Consider the following 19080-nt stretch of genomic DNA (forward strand, 5'->3'; position numbering starts at 1 on the left):
GTACCTAGCCTGCCGCGAGGCAACTCGCAGCAGGATCGACGCTGAGTTGATTTCAAGACAGCATGCGGGTGTCACCGTCGATCGAGATGGCCTGCCCCGAGATGGTGCGGCCGCGGGGCGAGCAGAGCAGCAGGACCTGATCGGCGAGCTGACGGGCGGTGACGTATTCCTTGACCGAGACGAACGAGAAGGCGCGGGTCTCCATCTCGGCGAAGCTGACGCCCTGCTGCTGCGCCTTGGATTCCAGCACCCGCCGCTGGCGGTCGCCCGCCACGAGGCCGGGCAGGATCGCGTTCACGCGGATGCCGGCGCCGCCGAGTTCGATCGCCAGGGACTTGGTGAAGCCGATGACGCCCCACTTGGCCGCCGCGTAGGGGCTGCGCAGGGCGAAGCCGAACTTGCCCGCGGCCGAGGACAGGTTGACGATCGAGGCGTTCTCGCTCTGGCGCAGGTGCGGCACCGCCAGCCGCGCGCAGTTGAACTGGCTCGTCAGGCAGACGGTGAGACAGCGATCCCACTCCTCCGGGGCGATCTCCTCCACCCGGCCGGTGGGGCCGGCGATGCCGGCGTTGTTCACCAGCACGTCGAGGCCACCGAGGAACTCGACGGCTTGGTTCATCATCGCGTCGACCGCATCGCGGTCGGCCACGTCGGTGCGGCAGCGCCCGACCGAGTCCGGCATCGCCGCCAGGGCGTCCGCGTCGACATCGCAGGCGAAGACCCGCGCGCCTTCCTCCAGGAAGGCGTCCACGATGGCACGCCCGATACCGGCCGCACCCGCCGTCACCACGACCCGCAGGCCGGCGATCCCGAGATCCATGGTCAATCCTTCCCTTACGCGTCCCGCAACCCGCCGCGGGACATGATGAACTCTGCAGCTTCCCGAATGTCGGCCGCAATGGCGGCGGAGGCCGCCGCGCTGTCTTGGGCCTCGATCGCCGCGAGCGCCTCGGCGTGCCGCCGAAGCGCGAAGCCCTGGAGCAGGCGCTCCGGATGGGCGCGCAGGTCCAGGTTGATCACCGGACCGGCCTTCAGCCACAGCCGGGCGATGATTTCCTGAAGCGGGGGCAGACCGCAGGCGTCGTAGATCGCGAAGTGCAGGTCACGGTTGAGCTGTACCGCCCGCGCACGATCGGGACGCGCCGCCTCCGCCTCCGCACGGAAGGCGGCTTCGGCTCGCCGGATGGCCGCGAGATCGACCTCGGTCCGGCGCTCCGCCGCCCTCGCCACCGCAATCCCCTCGACGGCGATCCGGGTTTCGGCCAGCGCCCGGAAGGCCGCCGCACTCATGAACGGCACGCGGATCATGCGATTCGGGGCCACCTCCAGCACCCCGTCCGCCGCCAGACGGCTGACCGCCTCGCGGACCGGCATCACCGAGACCCCCAACGCCGCCGCACTCTGACGGAGCGACAGCCGGTCCCCCGGCGCCAGCCGGCCGGAGGCGAGGAGGTCCGAGAGCGCCTCGTAGACGGTGTCGGACAAGGTCCGCCGTTCGAGCTGGGGCAGTTCGGCGAGGGCCGCGGTGGAATTCATGTGCCGACACTAGACGGATCCGGCACTATCGCGCTAGTGATCTGTGATCACAGTTCGGGTGAGGGCCGCCAGAGCCCGTTCAAAGAACCCGACTGGAGGACACGCACGGGAGCGGAACGATGACGGACCGGTTCGGGGATTCCCTTTCTCGCCGCAGCCTTCTGAGAGCCGGCGGCGCAGCGCTCCTCGCGCCCGCCCTGGCCAGTCCGGCCTTGTCGCAGGCGCAGTCGGATGTGATCCGCATCGGCCATCTGACGCCGCGCACGGGCTTCCTCGGCCCGCTCGGCGAGTTCGCCATGCAGGCGGCCCAACTGGCCGTCGAGGAGATCAACGCCGCCGGCGGCATCGCCGGGCGGAAGGTCGAGCTGCTGTCGGAGGACAGCGTCAACCCGCAGACCGCGTCGGCCAAGGCCGAGCGCATGATCCAGCGCGACCGGGTCGCCTGCCTGGTTGGCGAGATCAACTCCGCCTCGGCGCTGGCGATCAGCCAGGTGGCCCAGCGCGAGAAGATCCTGTTCATCAACACCGGCGCCAATTCGGACGCGCTGCGCGGCTCCGACTGCAAGCGCTTCATGTTCCACGTGGAGGCGCAGAACACCATGATGGTGCGCGCCTGCGGGCGCGCCCTGCTCGATCGTGGGCTGATCAAGGGCCGGAAGGTCTACGCGCTCACCGCCGACTACGCCTTCGGCCACGATCTCCTGAAGCAGGCCAAGAAGTACTTTGCGTCCCACGACGCGACCCTGGTCGGCGAGGATCTGATCCCGACGGAGCTGACCGACTTCTCGCCCTTCCTGCTGAAGCTGCGCCAGGCCAAGCCCGACCTCGTGATCTGCAACCTCGCGGGAGCGCAGATCACCAACTTCCTCAAGCAGTTCAGCGAGTTCGGCCTGCCGTTCCCGGTCGCCGGCTTCGGCTTCGACACGGCGCTCGCCTGGGGCGCCGGACCGGGCAACTTCCTCGGCACGTGGCCGGTGATCTGGCATCACCAGATTGACTCGCCCTCGGCCAAGAAGTTCGTGGCGGCCTTCAAGGCCAAGTACAAGAAGCCGCCGGAGAACCAGGGCTGGGGCGACTACACGGCGATGAAGATCGTCGCGCAGTCGATGAACGAGCTGAAGTCGACCGAGTCGATCAAGGTGGTGGAGCACCTGGAATCGGGGGCGAAGTTCGACATCGCCAAGGTGCGCGAGGGTTACTTCCGCCCCTGGGACCACGAGCTGATGCAGGAGATGTTCGCCATCACCGCCCTGCCGGCCGATCAGGTCAAGAACACCTACGACATCTTCTCCTCGACCGGGCCGCTGCCCGGTCCGGGCGAGAGCCTGGAAGTGCTCGCCACGACCCGCGACGAGAACGCCTGCACCTTCCCGGCGTGAGGCGGCGATGCAGCTCGTCTTCATCCTGGAGCAGGTGCTCAACGGCCTGCTGATCGGCGTCCAGTACCTGCTGATCGCCCTCGGCCTGTCGCTGATCTTCAGCCTCGGCGGGATCGTGAATCTCGCCCACGGCGCGTTCTACGCGATCGGTGCCTACCTGACGGTGCTGCTGACGCCGACGATCGGCTTCGGCGGCGCCCTCGTCGCGTCGCCCCTGGTGGTCGGCCTGCTCGGCCTCGTGATCGAGCGCTTCCTGCTGCGGCGCTTCTACCGCGGAGACCCGACGCTCGGCCTGCTCCTCACCTTCGGGCTCGCCATGGTGGCCGAGCAGGCGCTGCGGATGGCCTTCGGCGCCGCGCCGGTGCCGTTCGGGATCCCCCTATGGCTGCGCGGGCAGGTCTTTATCGGCGACCTGATCTATTCGCGCTATCGGCTCTCGATCCTGGTGGTCGCGCTCGCCTGCGTGGCCGGCCTGTGGCTGCTCCTGACCCGCACCAGCTTCGGGCGCGTGGTCCGCGCCGGCGTGCAGAACCCCGACATGGTGGCGGCGCTCGGCATCTCGCTCCGGCCCTACATGACCGCGGTGGTGACGATCGCAGTCGGGCTCGCCGCGCTCGCCGGGACCATGATGGCGCCGGTGACCGGCGTCCATCCCGCCATGGGCGCCGAGATCCTCACCTTCGCCTTCGTGGTGGTGGTGATCGGCGGCCTCGGCTCCTTCTGGGGCGTGGTGCTCGCCGCGTTGATCGTCGGCGTGGTCCGGGGCCTGACCGCCTACGCCTATCCCCCGGCCACGGAGGCCGCCGTCTACGCCCTCATGGTGCTGGTCCTGCTGCTGCGCCCGCGCGGCCTGTTCGGCGAGCACATCGCCCGGTTCGAGTGAGCGGAGAGCGTCCCATGTCCGGAACCGCCGAGCCGCTGCCGCTCGCCCTGCCGCAGCGCGGTCCGATCCTGCGCGAGAGCCGCCAGCTCTGGGCGGCACTCGCCGCCCTGATCGTCCTGCCCTTCGCCCTCGACGCGATCGGGCTGACGCTGATCACCGCCACCGACGTGGTGATCTTCGCCCTGGCGGTGCTCGGCCTCAACATCCTGGTCGGCTGGACCGGCCTGACCTCGTTCGGCCACGGGGCGTGGTTCGGCGTCGGCGCCTACGCGGTGGCGATCCTGCAGACCCGGCTGTTCCCCGGCGACATGGCGCTGCCGTTGCTGGGGGCGCTGGCGATCACCGCGCTCGCGGCCGTGGCGGCGGGCGGCCTGATCCTGCGGCGGCGCGGCGTCTACTTCTCGCTCCTCACCCTCGCCTTCACGGCGATGCTCTACGCCATCGCGTTCCGTTGGACGGACCTGACCGGCGGCGAGAACGGCATCGGCAACCTGCACCGCTGGGCGGCGCTTCAGGAGCCGGGCGCCTACTACGCCGCGGTGTCGGCCATCGCCTTCGTGGTGCTCGTCGGATTGTGGCGCTTCCGCCGCTCGCCCATGGGCAGCGTGCTCGTGGCGATCCGCGAGAACGAGCAGCGCGCCGGCTTCCTCGGCTACGCCACCAACCGCTACAAGCTCGCGGCCTTCGTGATCTCGGCGACGATCACCGGGCTCGCCGGGGCGCTCTCGGCCTACAGCCACCGCTTCACCTCCGCGGACCCAATCTCCATCGCCTTCTCGGGCGAACTGCTCGCCATGGTGGTGATCGGCGGGATGCGCTCGTTCCTCGGGCCCGCGCTCGGCGCCCTGTTCTACATCCTGTTCCGCGAGTTCCTGTCGATCTACACCGCCGACTGGCTGCTCTATTTCGGCCTTCTGTTCGTCGCCTTCATCGTGTTCTCCCCGGACGGGCTGGTCGGCATCGCGGCGCGGCTTCTGAAGCCCTTCCGGCGCGTGCCCGCCGAGGGCGCCGCCATGTCGGCGCGCCGGACCGGCGCGTCGGGGCGGGTCCCGGCGCGCTTCATCGCGGAGGGGCGTACCGAGGGGCCGGTCCTCGTCGCCGACGACATCAGGAAGAGCTTCGGCCCCGTGGCGGCGGTGCGCGGCGTGTCCTTCGCGGTGGCCGACCGGACGCTGCACGCCCTGATCGGCCCGAACGGCGCCGGCAAGACCACGGCCTTCAACCTGCTCTCCGGGATGTTCCGGCCGAGCGGCGGCAGCATCCGCCTCGACGGGCGCGAGATCGCGGGCCTGGAGCCGCACGCGATCACGCGGGCCGGCCTCGGCCGCTCGTTCCAGATCACCAACCTGTTCCCGGGCCTGTCGGTGGAGGAGAACATCCGTCTCGCGGTCCAGGCGCGGCACGCGGCGCATTTCAGCCTGTGGCGGGATGCCCTTTCGATCCGCGAGGTCGCCGACGACACCGCCGAACTGCTGCGCTGGACCGGCCTCGCCGGAATCGAGCGGGCCGAGGCCGGCAGCCTCTCCTACGGCGGCCAGCGCCTCCTCGACATGGGGCTGGCGCTGGCGACCCGGCCCCGATTGCTGCTCCTCGACGAGCCGCTGGCCGGCCTCGCGGCGGCCGAACGCGAGCGCGTCGGCGACCTGATCAAGGCGCTCTCGGCCGACATCCCGGTGCTGCTGGTGGAGCACGACATCGACCGCGTGTTCCGCCTCGCGGACCGCGTCACCGTGATGGCCGACGGCGCCGTGCTGGTCGACGGATCGGTCGCGGACGCCCGGGACGACGCCCGGGTGCAGGCGGTCTATCTGGGCTCCGGCACCGCGGCGATCGCCGCCAAGCCGCGGGCGAGCGCCGCCGAGGCCGAGACGCTGCTCGCCATGGAGGGCGTCGACACCTTCTACGGCAAGTCGCATATCCTCAACGGTGTGAACCTCGCGGTGCGCCGGGGCGAGGTCGTAGCCCTGCTGGGCCGCAACGGAGCCGGCAAGTCGACGCTGCTGAAGACTCTGATCGGCACCGCGCCCCCGGCCGCCGGCCGCATCGTGCTCGGCGGCAAGGACATCGCCGGTCTGTCGCCGGACCGGATTGCCCGTCTCGGCATCGGCTACGTGCCGCAGGGCCGGGCGCTGTTCGCCGGCATGAGCGTCGCCGAAAATCTCGGCCTCGGCCGGCTGCGGCGGCTCACCGGCGCCGGCATCCACTGGGACGAAGACAAGGTCCTCGAGTTCTTCCCGCGGCTCAAGGAGCGTTGGAACGTCGATGCCGCCCGCCTGTCGGGGGGCGAGCAGCAGATGGTGGCGGTGGCGCGCGCCCTGTCTGGCGACACGCGGCTCCTGCTCCTCGACGAGCCGTTCGAGGGCCTATCGCCAGCGGTGACGGAGGAGCTGTTCGAGGCCTTCGACCGCCTGCGCCGGGAGATCGCGATCATTCTGGTGGATCATCACCTCGACCTGGCGCTGGCACTCTCCGACCGGACGGTGGCGCTGGAACGGGGCAGCGTGCAGTGGACGGGTGAATCGCGCCTCCTGCGCGAGGATCAGGATCTGAGGCGGAAGGTGCTGTGGCTATGACCGAGAGCGTCGCGATCGTCGGCAGCGGCCTGATCGGCCGGGCCTGGGCGATGATCTTCGCCCGCGCCGGCTGGGACGTGCGCCTGTTCGATGCCGCCGCGGGCGTCGCCGAGGCCGCCGTCCCGCTCTGCGCGGGGGGGCTGCGGACGCTGGCGGAAAACGGCCTCTGCCCCGATCCGGAGGGCGCAGCGCGCCGCATCCGGGCCGCGGCGACTCTCGCCGTTGCTCTCCAGGGCGTGACGTTCGTGCAGGAGAACGGGCCGGAGCGGCTCGACGTGAAGCGAAGCCTCTTCGCTGAACTCGATGCCCAGGCGCCGCAGGACGCCATCATCGCGTCCTCCTCCTCGGCGATCCGCTGCTCCCTGTTCACCGAGAACCTCCCTGGCCGGGCGCGCTGCCTGATCGGCCATCCGGTGAATCCGCCCCACCTGATCCCGCTGGTGGAGATCTCCGGCGCCTCCTGGACCGCGCCGGACGTCCTGACGCGGGCGCGGGCGGTCTACGAGCGGATCGGCCAGGTGCCGATCACCGTGCTCAAGGAGATCGAGGGCTTCATCCTCAACCGGCTGCAGGGCGCGCTCCTGGCGGAGGCGTTCCGTCTCGCCTCCGAGGGCTACGTGACCCCTCAGGATCTCGACAAGACCGTTTCGGACGGGCTCGGCCTGCGCTGGAGCTTCATGGGCCCGTTCGAGACGATCGAGCTGAATGCGCCGGGCGGCATCGCCGATTACTGCGCCCGCTACACGGGCTTCTACAAGAATCTCGCCGCCGATCCCGCGCCGCCGAGCGTTTACGAGGCGCCGGCCACCGAGGCCATCATGGCGAACTGGCAGGCCCCCGCCGATCTGCCCGCCCGCATGAACCGCCGCGACGCGCGGTTGGCGGCGTTGCGGGCCCACAAGGCTTCACAGAAGGACTGAGCATGGCCTCACAGCGGAAAGTCATCATCACCTGCGCGGTGACGGGCGCGATCCACACGCCGAGCATGTCGCCGCATCTCCCGGTGACCCCCGAGGAGATCGCCGACGCCGCCATCGGCGCCGCCGAGGCGGGAGCCGCCATCGTCCACCTGCACGCCCGCAACCCGGAGAACGGCCAGCCGGACCAGTCGCCCGAGGCCTTCGCCAAATTCCTGCCGGTGATCAAGCAGCGCTCGTCCTGCGTGGTGAACATCACCACCGGCGGCGCGCCCACCATGTCGATCGAGGAGCGGGTGCGCCCGGCGGCGACCTTCCAGCCGGAGGTCGCCTCGCTGAATCTCGGCTCGATGAATTTCGGCCTGTTCGGCATGCTCGACCGCTTCAAGGATCTGAAGCACCAGTGGGAGCGGGACTACCTCGGCAACAAGGACATCATCTTCCGCAACACCTTCGGGCAGATCGAGCACATCCTCACCACCTGCCGCCCGAACGGGACGCGCTTCGAGTTCGAGTGCTACGACACCGCGCATCTCTACAACCTGAAATACTTTTTCGATCGGGGCCTCGTGCAGGCGCCGCTGTTCATCCAGACGGTGTTCGGTCTTCAGGGCGGTATCGGCGCGCATCCTGACGACGTGATGCACATGAAGCGCACCGCCGACCGGCTGTTCGGCGACCAGTACCGCTGGTCGGTGCTGGGGGCCGGCCGCAACCAGATGAACATCGCCGCCATGGCGGCCGCGATGGGCGGCAACGTCCGCGTCGGTCTGGAGGACAGCCTCTGGGACGGGCCCGGCAAGCTCGCCGAGACCAACGCCGCGCAGGTCCGGCGCGTCCGCTCGATCATCGAGGGGCTCGGCCTCGCGGTAGCGTCGCCCGACGAGGCGCGCGAGATCCTGTCGCTGAAGGGCGGCGACAAGGTCGCGTTCTAGAGGCGCCGTCCTTCAGGAGATGGACGATGCGTCGCGATGGCGGGATGCATCGTCCGAGGGCTGCTCGTGTTCACGCAACCCTTCCGTCCCTGCGCGCGGAGCGAAGCAACCCAGTCTGGCGCGACATCGGAGATCTTGCCGCCCCGGGATTGTTTCGCTCAGCACGCAAGGACGGTCGCGATCGCTGTGCCTCCTTCAGGGCTGGCCCAAGATGCGCTCCAGATCCATCCGCGCGACACCCTCGATCTCCAGGATCTTCAACCGAGTCTGATCGCCGGAGGCGATCCGGACCGAGCGGCGGCTGATCTTGAGCGCCTTCGCCATCATCAACACGAGCGCCGCGTTCGCGGACCCGTCCACCGGCGGAGCCGCAACACGGGCCTTCAGGTAGAACTGGCCCTTCTCGTCGCGGGCCCAACCGTCGATCGCGTCACGCCCGCCGCGGGGTGTCAGGCGGACTGCCAGCCGGATCGCCACCGCAAGTAAGCTCAGAAGATCTTGCCGGGGTTCAGCCGGTTGTCGGGATCCAGCGCCCGCTTGACCAGCCGCATGGCGGCGATCTCCTCCGGTGAGCGCGACAGCGGCAGCTTGCCCCGTTTCTCCAGCCCGATCCCGTGTTCCGCGGAGACGGAGCCGTTCAGCTCCGCGAGCGGCGTGTAGATCGCCGCGTCGATGGCGGCGTTGCCGGCCGCGTCGAGGCGGGTCGTGTTCCAGTGCAGGTTGTTGTCGCCGATGTGGCCGTAGACGACGGCGCGGCAGCCCGGGATGGCAGCGAGCCGGTCGAGTGCCCCGCGGACGTAGCCGTCCATCCTGGACAGCGGCACGCTGACGTCGAAGGCCCGCTCGATCCCGTCGGCGTTGAGATGCTCCACGCGGTCGCGGATGCGCCACATGCCCCGGCGCTGCTCCTCCGACGAGGCGATCGCCGCGTCGAGGATCGTGCCGTCGTCCATCAATCCGTCCAGCAGCCCGAGGAAGCGGTCGGCCTCCTCGGTCACGCACTCGATCTCGATGATCGCGTAGAACGGATAATCGTGCCCCAGGGGCGGCGTCGCGCGCCCGGGCGCCGTCATCAGCCGGTAGAAATCCGGCCACAGTCCCTCGAACGACGAGACGCGCCCCTGGAAGGCGCTCTGCGCCGCGCGCAGCACCCGCGCCCCGTCGTCCACCCCCGGGCAGGCGATCAGCGCCGTGGCGTAGCCGGCGGGTTCCGGGCGCAGCCGCAGCACCGCCCGCGTGACGAGGCCCAGCGTCCCCTCGGTCCCGACAAAGAGCTGCTTCAGGTCCAGCCCGGTGTTGTTCTTGATCAGCGGCCGCATGGACGACACCACGGTGCCGTCGGCGAGCACGGCCTCCAGGCCGAGCACCATCTCGCGCATCATGCCGTAGCGCAGGACGCGCAGGCCGCCCGCATTGGTGGAGACGGCGCCGCCGATCGTCGCCGAGCCGCGGGCGCCGAGGTCGAGGGGGAAGAACAGGCCGGCGGCCGCAGCCGCATCCTGAACGCTCTCGATGGTGGCGCCGGTGCCGACCACCACCGTCATGCCCAGCGGGTCCACGGCCTCGATGCCGGTCATGCGCTCCGTCGAGAGGGTGATCTCGTCGGGCGCGCAGAGGGTGCCGTCGACGAGGCCGGTGGCGCCGCCCCGCGGCACGATCGCGACGCCGGCTTCGTGGCACGCCGCCATGACGGCGCTGGTCTCACCGGTGTCGCGCGGCCGGACCAGCGCCAGGGCGGCGCAGGGCTCGGTCGGCCGCGTCCAGTTGGCCGAGCGCCCGCGCAGCTCGTCGCCGGTGACGACGCCGGACGGGCCGACGATCGCGGCGAGGCGGTCGAGGAAGGCGGCGTCGGTCATCGGCATCATCTCAGGAGTGTTCGGGTTGCCGCGTCGGGCGTCGCTCCGCCCGACGCTCTGTCACAGAATCCCGCGCGCCGCGAGGTTGCGCATCAGCGCGCGGGCGCCGAACGTCCAGGGCTCGCAGGCATCGCAGGGACGCATGCGATTGACGAGGCTGCCGAGTTCCGGGCTCGCCACCACCACCCGGTCGCCCTCGGCGTGGGTGAAGCCGAGGCCCGGCCCGTGCCGGTCCTGGATCGGCGCGAACATCGTGCCGAGGAGGAGGAGGGCGCCGTCCGGGTAATTGTGGGTGGTCCCCATCAGCGCCTCCGCCAGATCTTCCGGGTCGCGGCTGATCTCGGCCAGCGGCGAGGCGCCCTCCAGCCGGAAGCCATCCGTGCCGGTGACCTCCAGGGTGACGGTGGTGCGGCGCACGTCGTCGAGGCCGAAGGTGTCGTCGAACAGCCGCAGGAACGGTCCCAGCGCGCAGGAGGCGTTGTTGTCCTTGGCCTTCCCGAGGAGCAGCGCCGACCGGCCCTCGAAATCGCGCAGGTTCACGTCGTTGGCGAGCGTCGCGCCGACGATCCGCTGATCCGAGGCGACGGCGAGCGCCACCTCGGGTTCCGGATTGTTCCAGTGCGATTCCGGATGGAGACCCGCATCCGCCCCGCAACCCACCGCGGAAAGCGGCTGCGCCTTGGTGAAGATCTCGGCGTCCGGACCGATCCCCACCTCCAGGTACTGACTCCAGGCGCCCTGCGCGACCAGCACCTCCTTGAGCGCCATGGCCTCGGCCGAGCCGGGCTTGAGCCGGCGCAGGTCCCGGCCGACCAGACGCTCGACTTCGGCGCGGATCGCCGCCGCGGCGGCGAGATCGCCCCGGGCGCGCTCCTCGATCACGCGCTCCAGCATCGACGTGGCGAAGGTGACGCCCGCCGCCTTCAGGGCCTGCAGGTCCACGGGGGCGAGGAGCCACGGCCGTGCTGGATCGCGCCCGTCGGGCGGCGTGTTCGCCAGGATCGCGTCGAGGCTGCCGAGATCCACGCCCTCAGCACTCCGCAGAGCCGCGCCGGGATCGCGGGCCTCGCACAGGTCGCTGACTGTCGGGAAGGCGGCGCTGATGTCGATGACCCGCGCCGCGCCCGCCGCGTCCGCGCGGATCGCCACGACGCTCGGGCCGGATACGTCCGGCCGCCACACCCGGCCCACGAGGGCTCCGCGACATCCATCCGCGGGCAGGATCTCCCGCGCGGTCAGGCCCGATGACGACATGCGCTCACTTCCCCTGAGATCTCCGCCAGCGGGGCGCCCGGCTCGAACGCCGCAGTCACGAAGAGGCGGTCCCGCGCGGCGGATCCGAATCGTCGCCCCGGCATCGCGGCCGGAGTGCGGTCCCATAGCATCCCGGGCCGCGCCTGATCCCGCCTTGTGTTTCACCGCGGCGGCCTCGTCACCCGTCCGCAACGGATCGCCTGACAAATCGAAGATTATCTGCAGCTTTGCCGTGGAGCCCGCTTGCTTTCCCGCACACCCTCCTTTGTACTGATGTTCTAGAGCCGCCGACAGAGTGGCCTAGATCGGGAGGAAGCATGGCCTCGGTGGGAATCCGCGAGGTTCGCAAGGCTTTTGGATCGACGAACGTCCTGCACGGTGTGTCCGTTGACATCCGTGATGGTGAATTCGTGATTCTGGTCGGCCCATCGGGCTGCGGAAAGTCGACTCTGTTGCGGATGATCGCGGGGCTGGAAAACATCTCCGGCGGCGAGATCCGCATCGGGGAGCGGGTCGTGAACGATGTGCCGCCCAAGGAGCGGGACATCGCGATGGTGTTCCAGAACTACGCGCTCTACCCGCACCTGACGGTCCGCGAGAATATGGCCTTCTCGATGCGGATCCGGAAGGCGCCGACATCCGAGATCGACCTGCGGGTCAACAAGGCCGCGCAGATCCTGGGGCTCACCCACCTCCTCGACCGCTACCCGCGCCAGCTTTCGGGCGGCCAGCGCCAGCGCGTCGCCATGGGCCGGGCGATCGTCCGTGACCCGCAGGTGTTCCTGTTCGACGAGCCGCTCTCGAACCTCGATGCCAAGCTGCGCGTCGCGATGCGGACCGAGATCAAGGAACTGCATCAGCGCCTGAAGACGACGACCATCTACGTCACCCACGATCAGATCGAGGCCATGACCATGGCCGACCGGATCGTCGTGATGCATGACGGGATCGTCGAGCAGATCGGGCCGCCCCTCGAACTCTACGACCGGCCCGATAATCTGTTCGTCGCGGGCTTCATCGGCTCCCCCTCCATGAACTTCGTGCCCGGCAAGGTTCGGACGAACGGGAGCCTCGTCTTCGCCACCGACACGGGACTGACGATCCCGCTGACCGGCGCGCCGGCCGGCGTCGAGGGCAGGCCCCTCATCCTGGGTGTCCGGCCCGAGCATTTCGACCTCGCGCCCGACGGCATCGCCGCCGAGGTGGTCGTCGTGGAGCCGACCGGCTCGGAGACCATGCTGGCGGTGCGTGCCGTCGGCCAGGATCTCACCTGCGTCCTGCGCGAGCGCGTCAGCGAGCGCCCGGGTGAGACCGTCTCCCTGCGGCCGAACCGCGTGCATTTCTTCGACGCCGAGACCGGCCGTCGCTTGGCCAACTGACCTGCACCCCAGCGGATGCAGGAGGCGGGGCGCCCGCCGACACCAGGATCACCGAGGGAGTAGCCTACGATGTCCGTACTCGATCGCCGTTCCCTCCTCGCGGGCGCTGCCGCGACCGGTCTCGCCGCCGGCAGCGACCTCCTGGGCTTCGCCCGGGCCTGGGCGCAGAGCACCGAGTGGAAGCCCGAGCCCGGCGCCAGCCTCTCGCTGCTGCGCTGGAAGCGCTTCGTGCCGAGCGAAGACGAAGCCTTCATGAAGATGGTCGACGCCTTCACCAAGGCGACCGGCGTCAAGGTCACGGTGACCAACGAATCCTTCGACGACATCCAGCCCAAGGCATCGGTGGCTGCCAATACCGGGCAGGGGCCCGACATGGTCTGGGGCCTGTTCTCGTTTCCCGCCCTGTTCCCCGACAAGTGCCTGCCCCTGGAGGACGTGGCCGATTCCCTGGCCAAGAAGTACGGCCCCTGGTTCCCGTCCGCCGAGGCCTACGGCAAGGTCAAGGGCAAGTGGATCGCGATCCCCGTGGCCTTCAACGGCGGCTATCCGAACTACCGCATCTCGGCGATGAAGAAGGCCGGTTTCGACAAGTTCCCGACCGACACGGCGGGCTTCCTCGAGCTGTGCCGCGGCCTGAAGAAGAACAACACGCCGGCCGGCTTCGCCCTCGGCCACGCCACGGGCGACGGCAACACGTGGTGCCACTGGGCCCTTTGGTCCCACGGCGCCAACCTCGTGGACGCCAACGAGAAGATCGTGATCAACTCGCCCGAGACCGCTAAGGCGCTCGAATACGTGAAATCGTTGTACGAGACCTTCGTCCCCGGCACCGTGTCGTGGAACGACTCGTCGAACAACAAGGCGTTCCTGGCGGGCGACCTGTACCTGACCAACAACGGCATCTCGATCTACGCCGCCGCCAAGAAGGACAACCCGAAGCTCGCCGAGGACATGGACCACGCGGTGTGGCCGATCGGACCGGCCGGCAAGCCCACGGAGTTCCAGCTCGCCTTCCCAATCCTGGCCTTCAAGTACTCCAAGGTGCCCAATGCCTGTAAGGCGTTCATCGCCTTCATGATGGAGGCGGCGAACTACAATCCCTGGCTGGAGGCGGCGCAGGGCTACCTGTGCGAGCCGCTATCCAACTATCCCAAGAACCCGATCTGGACCAACGACCCGAAGAATGCGGTCTTCGCCGAGGCGGGCCGCCGCTCCCTGGCCGCAGGCGGCCTCGCCCCGGTGAGCGAGCGCATCGCCGCGGTGCTGGCCGACTTCGTGGTCGTCGACATGTTCGCGTCCCACTGCACCGGCCGGGAGGACGTGAAGGGCGCCATCAAGAACGCCGAGCGCGCCGCCACCCGCATCTTCCGGAACACCTGACCGCACCCGCCGGAGGCGAGACCATGGCGCACACGGCCCTGACGCAGCCCGCCCCGGCCGCAATCCCGACCCGCTCGGCCTGGCAGCGCATGCGCGCGAGCCGCGGCTGGGCGGGCTTCTGGTTCATGCTGCCCACCGCGCTGATCCTCGGCCTGTTCCTGGCCTACCCGCTGCTGAAGGGCATCTGGTTGTCCTTCACCAACACCCGGATCGGCCGGGAAGGGGTCTTCATCGGCCTGGAGAACTACGCGTGGCTCTGGGACGACGACGTCTTCTGGCTGTCGGTGTTCAACACCTGCCTCTACACGGCGGTCGCCTCCGTGGTGAAGTTCGGGGTCGGGCTCTACCTCGCCCTGCTGCTCAACAAGAACATGCCGTTCAAGTCGATCGTCCGGTCGATCGTGCTGATCCCGTTCGTCGTGCCGACCGTGCTCTCGGCCATCGCGTTCTGGTGGATCTTCGACAGCCAGTTCTCGATCATCTCCTGGTCGCTGCGTCATCTCGGGATCATCGACGGGAACATCGACTTCCTCGGTGACCCGGCCATGGCGCGCGCCTGCGTGATCTTCGCCAATATCTGGCGCGGCGTTCCGTTCATCGCCATCACGCTCCTCGCCGGTCTCCAGACGGTCTCGCCCTCGCTCTACGAGGCCGCGACCCTCGACGGCGCCTCCAACTGGCAGATCTTCTCGCGCATCACCCTGCCGCTGCTCACCCCGATCATCGCGGTGGTGATGACCTTCTCGGTGCTGTTCACCTTCACCGATTTCCAGTTGATCTGGGCCATGACCCGCGGCGGGCCGGTCAACGCCACGCACCTGATGGCGACCCTGTCGTACCAGCGCGGCATCCTCTCGGGGACGCTGGGGGAGGGGGCCGCCATCGCCACCGCCATGGTGCCGTTCCTGCTCGCAGCCATCGGCATCTCGTGGTTCGGCCTGCAGCGCCGGGCCTGGCAGTCCGGGGAGTCCGACCGATGAGCGCGCCCGCACCGCCCGCCCATGCCGATCCGCACCTCACGCCCGTCATGGCGGCCCAGCCGGCCGGCATCACCGACAATTCGGAGGGCATGGCCTATCTGGAGCGGCTGCCCCGGCGGCTCGTGACCACCTACCTGCCGCTCCTGATCATCCTCGCGGTGCTGCTGTTCCCGTTCTACTGGATGGCGCTCACCGCCATCAAACCGGACGAGCAGCTGATCGACATGGAGCGGTTCAACCCGTTCTGGGTGGTGGATCCGACGCTCAAGCACATCAACAAGCTCCTCTTCGAGACGCAGTATCCCCGCTGGCTGTGGAACACGATGTACGTGTCGGTGGCGGCGACGGTGCTGTCGCTGTTCGCGAGCGTGCTGGCTGCCTACGCCTGCGTGCGCGTCCGCTATCGGGGCGCGGGCTGGGTGGGGGCGGCGATCTTCCTCGCCTACCTCGTGCCGCCCTCGATCCTGTTCATCCCGCTCGCCACCATCATCCAGGCCTACGGCCTGTTCGACTCCCCGATCGCCCTCATCCTCGCCTACCCGACGATCCTGATCCCGTTCTCCACCTGGCTCCTGATGGGCTACTTCAAGACCATCCCGTACGAGCTCGAGGAATGCGCGCTGATGGACGGCGCCAGCCGGTGGCAGATCCTCACAAAGATCATCCTGCCGCTCGCCTTCCCCGGCCTGATCTCGGCCGGAATCTTCTCCCTGACCCTGTGCTGGAACGAGTTCATCTACGCGCTGACCTTCCTGTCCTCCACCCAGAACAAGACGGTGCCGATCGCCGTGGTCAGCGAATTCGTGGACGGCGACGTCTACAAGTGGGGCTCGCTGATGGCCGGCGCCCTGCTGGGCTCGCTGCCGCTGGTGATCCTCTACTCGTTCTTCGTCGAGTACTACGTCTCGGCGCTGACCGGCGCCGTGAAGGAGTGACGGCGGCCGGTTCGGCGACGGCGGACGTTGCGCGGGTCGCCCAAGTCCGGGAACGATGCCGGCGCCGCCGCCCCTGACGAATCGCGGACTGGCTTCCTCGAAGGTCACGTCATGGCCCACTTCATCGACGCCCGGTCTTCCCTCGTCAACGACGCCCTCGACGGCCTGCTGGCAGGCAGCGGCGGGCGCCTCGCCCGGCTCGACGGCGATCCCGGCATCCGCGTCGTGCTGCGCGCCGAGCGTCGGGCCGGACAGGTCGCGGTGGTGTCCGGCGGCGGCTCCGGCCACGAGCCGGCCCATGCTGGCTTCGTCGGGCCGGGCCTGCTGAGCGCCGCCGTCTGCGGAGACGTCTTCGCGTCGCCGAGCGTCGACGCGGTGCTGGCCGGCATCCTGGCCGCGACGGGCCCGGCGGGATGCCTGCTCGTCGTCAAGAACTACGCGGGCGACCGGCTGAATTTCGGCCTCGCCGCCGAGCGTGCCCGGGCGCTGGGCCACAAGGTCGAGACCGTCATCGTGTCCGACGACATCGCCCTGCCCGGGGCCAGGCAGCCCCGCGGCGTGGCCGGCACGCTGTTCGTGCACAAGGTCGCGGGCCACGCCGCCGAGGCCGGGGCGTCGCTGGAGCGTGTGGCCGCCCTCGCGCGCCGCGCAGCCGCGGCCGCGAAGTCGCTCGGCATCGCCGTCTCGACCTGCACGATCCCGGGCTCGCCCCGCAGCGAGCGCTTGGCCGAGGGGCAGGCCGAGCTCGGCCTCGGCATCCACGGCGAACCCGGCGTCGAGCGCATCGCGTTGCCGCAAGCCAGCGACCTCGCCCGCATGATGGCCGAACGCCTCTCCCGTGCGATCGGCGGGGCCGACCGGCTGGCGCTCCTCGTCAACAATCTCGGTTCGGCCTCGGCACTCGAGATGCAGGTGCTGACCCGGGCGGTGCTCGCCACCGAACTCGGCCGGCGCGTGCGCCTCCTGCTCGGCCCCGCGCCCCTGATGACCGCACTCGACATGCACGGCGCCTCGCTGTCGGTGCTGCCGCTCGACGACGAGTTGGAGGCGGCGCTGGCGGAACCCGTGCCCGTCCACGCCTGGCCGACCGCGGTACGCGTCGCCCCGCCGGTCCTGCGTCCGCTGCCGGAGGGGCTCGCCGGTGAGGCCTTCGCGGCGTCGCGCGACGCGGTCACGGCCGCGCGGATCGCCGCCGTCGCGGAGGCGCTCGTCGCCGCGGAAGGCGCGCTGAACGCCCTCGACGCCAAGGTCGGCGACGGCGATGCGGGCACGACCTTCGCCGGGGCGGCCCGTGCGGTCCGGGCCGATCTCGACCGGCTGCCGCAGGCCGATCCCGCCGCCCTCTGCCGGGCCCTCGCCGAACGGATCGGGCGCGCCGTGGGCGGGTCGAGCGGCGTGCTCGGCTCGATCTTCTTCGCCGCGGCCGCCGCGGCCCTGGCGGACGGCGCCGCGTGGCCGGAGGCCCTGGGGCAGGGCGTCGCACGGGTGCAGGGCTACGGCGGCGCCAACCCCGGCGATCGTACGCTGCTCGACGCCCTGATTCCGGCCGTCGCGGCTCTGAAGGGCGGCGACCTTCGGCAGGCCGCCGCCGCGGCACGTGCAGGCGCCGAGGCCACCGCCCGCATGGACCGGGCGGGGGCCGGCCGGTCCAGCTACCTCGCGGCCGGAGATCTCGCGGGCGTCCAGGATCCGGGCGCCGCCGGCGTCGCGGAGGCTTTCGCGGCACTTGCCGGCGCGTAGGCGCGCGGCTGCTCCCGCGCGGCCCGGGACCGCCGAGCGCGTCCGCGTGAAGGCGCACCCGATCCCCCTGCCTGAGCTGCCCGCGCCGGCGGACCTTCGCGGACGGCTTTAGCAATCGCGTCGCCGGCCGGAGGCTTCGCGGAAGCCTCGGCTGCGCTCCGGCACATCAAGATCGGGATCCGCCTTGGTGAGCCGTCCGCGCCGGGATGGTTCGGCCGCCCGGTCGTGTCCTGTGCGCAGCGCCATGTCGGCGGTCTTGGTTGTCAGGGGCGGCGGCGCCTCGTCCCGGGACGCGTATACCGGCTTCCGGCAGGATGCCGTCCGCCATCGGCAACCGTCGATTGACGCTCCAGGCACCGAGCCCTACGCCATCGCCATGCGGACGTGCCTGATCCTCGACGATTACCAGCAAGCGGCCCTCGCGCTCGCCGACTGGGGGCGCATCGCCGATCGCGTGGCGGTCTCGGCCATCGCCGAGCACATTCCGGATCGCGAGACCCTCCGCGCCCGGATCGATCAGGCCGAGATCCTGGTGATCATGCGGGAGCGCACGCCCTTCCCGGCGGCGCTGCTGGAGCGTCTGCCGCGGCTGAAGCTGCTCGTCACCAGCGGCATGCGCAACCTCGCCATCGACGTGGCGTCCGCCCGCTCCCGCGGCGTGACCGTCTGCGGGACCGAGTCGAGCCCGACGCCGCCGACCGAGCTGACCTGGGCGCTGATCCTCGGGCTCGCCCGGCACGTGGTGCCGGAGAGCCGAAATCTGCGCGACGGCGGACCGTGGCAGAGCACCATCGGCTCCGACCTCGCCGGCGCGACCCTCGGCATCCTCGGGCTCGGCAAGATCGGCACGCGGGTCGCCGAGATCGCCCGCGCCTTCGGCATGCGGGTGATCGCCTGGAGCCCGAACCTGGACGAGGCCCGCGCGGCCGCCGCCGGGGTCGAGCGGGCGGCGTCGAAGGAGGCGCTGCTGGAGGCGAGCGATGTCGTCACGATCCACCTCGTGCTGGGCGAGCGGACGCGCGGCCTGCTGGGCGAGGCCGAGCTGCGCCGGATGCGGCGGGGCGCCGTCCTGGTGAACACCTCCCGCGCGCCGATCGTCGATCAGGTCGCCCTCGTGCGTGCGCTGGAGGCGGGCTGGATCGCCGGGGCCGGCCTCGACGTGTTCGAGACGGAACCGCTGCCCGCCGACAGCCCGTTCCGTCGCTTGCCGAACGTCCTGGCGCTGCCGCATCTCGGCTACGTGTCGCGCAACAACTATCGGACCTTCTTCACCCAGGCGGTGGAGGACATCGAGGCGTGGCTCGCGGGCTCTCCGATCCGCGAACTGGGCTGA

At 70.1% G+C, this 19080-nt stretch carries 16 protein-coding genes; 11 read left to right on the plus strand and 5 right to left on the minus strand.

Annotation, left to right across the window (positions count from 1 at the left end):
* Positions 1 to 52 precede the first annotated feature (52 nt).
* Together MFF58_RS14650 and MFF58_RS14655 are read right to left on the minus strand one after the other, a co-directional pair.
* Positions 53 to 820 (minus strand): SDR family oxidoreductase, encoded by a 768-nt coding sequence (locus MFF58_RS14650; RefSeq protein ID WP_238289182.1) that lies wholly within the window; start codon positions 818 to 820, stop codon positions 53 to 55.
* Between the two features lie 14 nt (positions 821 to 834).
* Positions 835 to 1536 (minus strand): GntR family transcriptional regulator, encoded by a 702-nt coding sequence (locus tag MFF58_RS14655; RefSeq protein ID WP_238289184.1) that lies wholly within the window; start codon positions 1534 to 1536, stop codon positions 835 to 837.
* Positions 1537 to 1655: 119 nt separating this feature from the next.
* Between MFF58_RS14655 and MFF58_RS14660 the strand changes: the two genes are divergently transcribed.
* Genes MFF58_RS14660 through kce form a run of 5 tightly spaced genes read left to right on the plus strand, consistent with a single transcriptional unit; the run spans position 1656 to position 8223 of the window.
* Positions 1656 to 2915 (plus strand): ABC transporter substrate-binding protein, encoded by a 1260-nt coding sequence (locus tag MFF58_RS14660; protein WP_238289185.1) that lies wholly within the window; start codon positions 1656 to 1658, stop codon positions 2913 to 2915.
* A 7-nt stretch (positions 2916 to 2922) separates the two neighbouring features.
* Complete coding sequence (locus tag MFF58_RS14665) at positions 2923 to 3798, plus strand: branched-chain amino acid ABC transporter permease (RefSeq protein WP_238289187.1); 876 nt, start codon at positions 2923 to 2925, stop codon at positions 3796 to 3798.
* A gap of 14 nt (positions 3799 to 3812) precedes the next feature.
* A complete protein-coding gene (locus MFF58_RS14670) occupies positions 3813 to 6371 on the plus strand; it encodes a branched-chain amino acid ABC transporter ATP-binding protein/permease (RefSeq protein ID WP_238289189.1) in 2559 nt (852 codons plus the stop codon).
* Complete coding sequence (locus tag MFF58_RS14675; RefSeq protein ID WP_238289191.1) at positions 6368 to 7291, plus strand: 3-hydroxyacyl-CoA dehydrogenase; 924 nt, start codon at positions 6368 to 6370, stop codon at positions 7289 to 7291. Before MFF58_RS14670 ends, MFF58_RS14675 begins: the two co-directional genes overlap by 4 nt.
* Before the next feature lie 2 nt (positions 7292 to 7293).
* Positions 7294 to 8223, plus strand: a complete 930-nt coding sequence (kce, locus tag MFF58_RS14680; protein ID WP_238289193.1) for a 3,5-dioxohexanoate:acetyl-CoA acetone transferase — start codon at positions 7294 to 7296, stop codon at positions 8221 to 8223.
* A gap of 195 nt (positions 8224 to 8418) precedes the next feature.
* Here kce and MFF58_RS14685 read toward each other — a convergent pair whose 3' ends face one another.
* Genes MFF58_RS14685 through MFF58_RS14695 form a run of 3 tightly spaced genes read right to left on the minus strand, consistent with a single transcriptional unit; the run spans position 8419 to position 11333 of the window.
* Complete coding sequence (locus MFF58_RS14685) at positions 8419 to 8700, minus strand: DUF167 family protein (protein ID WP_238289195.1); 282 nt, start codon at positions 8698 to 8700, stop codon at positions 8419 to 8421.
* An 11-nt stretch (positions 8701 to 8711) separates the two neighbouring features.
* On the minus strand, positions 8712 to 10079 hold the full coding sequence (locus tag MFF58_RS14690; RefSeq protein ID WP_238289197.1) for an FAD-binding oxidoreductase: 1368 nt from the start codon (positions 10077 to 10079) through the stop codon (positions 8712 to 8714).
* A gap of 60 nt (positions 10080 to 10139) precedes the next feature.
* Positions 10140 to 11333 (minus strand): fumarylacetoacetate hydrolase family protein, encoded by a 1194-nt coding sequence (locus MFF58_RS14695; RefSeq protein ID WP_238289199.1) that lies wholly within the window; start codon positions 11331 to 11333, stop codon positions 10140 to 10142.
* Between the two features lie 317 nt (positions 11334 to 11650).
* Here MFF58_RS14695 and MFF58_RS14700 point away from each other — a divergent pair, with 317 nt between their 5' ends.
* The 6 genes from MFF58_RS14700 (at position 11651) to MFF58_RS14725 (ending at position 19080) form a co-directional block, all read left to right on the plus strand.
* Positions 11651 to 12712: an ABC transporter ATP-binding protein gene (locus MFF58_RS14700; protein ID WP_238289201.1), complete on the plus strand. Its 1062-nt coding sequence runs from the start codon at positions 11651 to 11653 to the stop codon at positions 12710 to 12712.
* A 69-nt stretch (positions 12713 to 12781) separates the two neighbouring features.
* Positions 12782 to 14092 (plus strand): ABC transporter substrate-binding protein, encoded by a 1311-nt coding sequence (locus MFF58_RS14705; protein WP_149308077.1) that lies wholly within the window; start codon positions 12782 to 12784, stop codon positions 14090 to 14092.
* A gap of 23 nt (positions 14093 to 14115) precedes the next feature.
* Complete coding sequence (locus MFF58_RS14710; protein WP_238289204.1) at positions 14116 to 15072, plus strand: carbohydrate ABC transporter permease; 957 nt, start codon at positions 14116 to 14118, stop codon at positions 15070 to 15072.
* A 47-nt stretch (positions 15073 to 15119) separates the two neighbouring features.
* On the plus strand, positions 15120 to 16007 hold the full coding sequence (locus tag MFF58_RS14715; protein WP_149308615.1) for a carbohydrate ABC transporter permease: 888 nt from the start codon (positions 15120 to 15122) through the stop codon (positions 16005 to 16007).
* Positions 16008 to 16118: 111 nt separating this feature from the next.
* The gene (locus tag MFF58_RS14720) at positions 16119 to 17747 is read left to right on the plus strand and encodes a dihydroxyacetone kinase subunit DhaK (protein ID WP_238289206.1); all 1629 of its coding nucleotides are present in this window, start codon (positions 16119 to 16121) and stop codon (positions 17745 to 17747) included.
* A 376-nt stretch (positions 17748 to 18123) separates the two neighbouring features.
* Complete coding sequence (locus MFF58_RS14725; RefSeq protein WP_238289282.1) at positions 18124 to 19080, plus strand: D-2-hydroxyacid dehydrogenase family protein; 957 nt, start codon at positions 18124 to 18126, stop codon at positions 19078 to 19080.

Source organism: Methylobacterium longum (assembly GCF_022179385.1).
Classification (GTDB): domain Bacteria; phylum Pseudomonadota; class Alphaproteobacteria; order Rhizobiales; family Beijerinckiaceae; genus Methylobacterium; species Methylobacterium longum.

What these genes read in the sequence shown, in the direction of transcription:
- MFF58_RS14650 (WP_238289182.1), bottom strand. Translation starts at nt 820, where the DNA reads ATGGATCTCGGGATCGCCGGCCTGCGGGTCGTGGTGACGGCGGGTGCG.
- MFF58_RS14655 (WP_238289184.1), bottom strand. Translation starts at nt 1,536, where the DNA reads ATGAATTCCACCGCGGCCCTCGCCGAACTGCCCCAGCTCGAACGGCGG.
- MFF58_RS14660 (WP_238289185.1), top strand. Translation starts at nt 1,656, where the DNA reads ATGACGGACCGGTTCGGGGATTCCCTTTCTCGCCGCAGCCTTCTGAGA.
- MFF58_RS14665 (WP_238289187.1), top strand. Translation starts at nt 2,923, where the DNA reads ATGCAGCTCGTCTTCATCCTGGAGCAGGTGCTCAACGGCCTGCTGATC.
- MFF58_RS14670 (WP_238289189.1), top strand. Translation starts at nt 3,813, where the DNA reads ATGTCCGGAACCGCCGAGCCGCTGCCGCTCGCCCTGCCGCAGCGCGGT.
- MFF58_RS14675 (WP_238289191.1), top strand. Translation starts at nt 6,368, where the DNA reads ATGACCGAGAGCGTCGCGATCGTCGGCAGCGGCCTGATCGGCCGGGCC.
- kce (WP_238289193.1), top strand. Translation starts at nt 7,294, where the DNA reads ATGGCCTCACAGCGGAAAGTCATCATCACCTGCGCGGTGACGGGCGCG.
- MFF58_RS14690 (WP_238289197.1), bottom strand. Translation starts at nt 10,079, where the DNA reads ATGACCGACGCCGCCTTCCTCGACCGCCTCGCCGCGATCGTCGGCCCG.
- MFF58_RS14695 (WP_238289199.1), bottom strand. Translation starts at nt 11,333, where the DNA reads ATGTCGTCATCGGGCCTGACCGCGCGGGAGATCCTGCCCGCGGATGGA.
- MFF58_RS14700 (WP_238289201.1), top strand. Translation starts at nt 11,651, where the DNA reads ATGGCCTCGGTGGGAATCCGCGAGGTTCGCAAGGCTTTTGGATCGACG.
- MFF58_RS14705 (WP_149308077.1), top strand. Translation starts at nt 12,782, where the DNA reads ATGTCCGTACTCGATCGCCGTTCCCTCCTCGCGGGCGCTGCCGCGACC.
- MFF58_RS14710 (WP_238289204.1), top strand. Translation starts at nt 14,116, where the DNA reads ATGGCGCACACGGCCCTGACGCAGCCCGCCCCGGCCGCAATCCCGACC.
- MFF58_RS14715 (WP_149308615.1), top strand. Translation starts at nt 15,120, where the DNA reads ATGGCGGCCCAGCCGGCCGGCATCACCGACAATTCGGAGGGCATGGCC.
- MFF58_RS14720 (WP_238289206.1), top strand. Translation starts at nt 16,119, where the DNA reads ATGGCCCACTTCATCGACGCCCGGTCTTCCCTCGTCAACGACGCCCTC.
- MFF58_RS14725 (WP_238289282.1), top strand. Translation starts at nt 18,124, where the DNA reads ATGCGGACGTGCCTGATCCTCGACGATTACCAGCAAGCGGCCCTCGCG.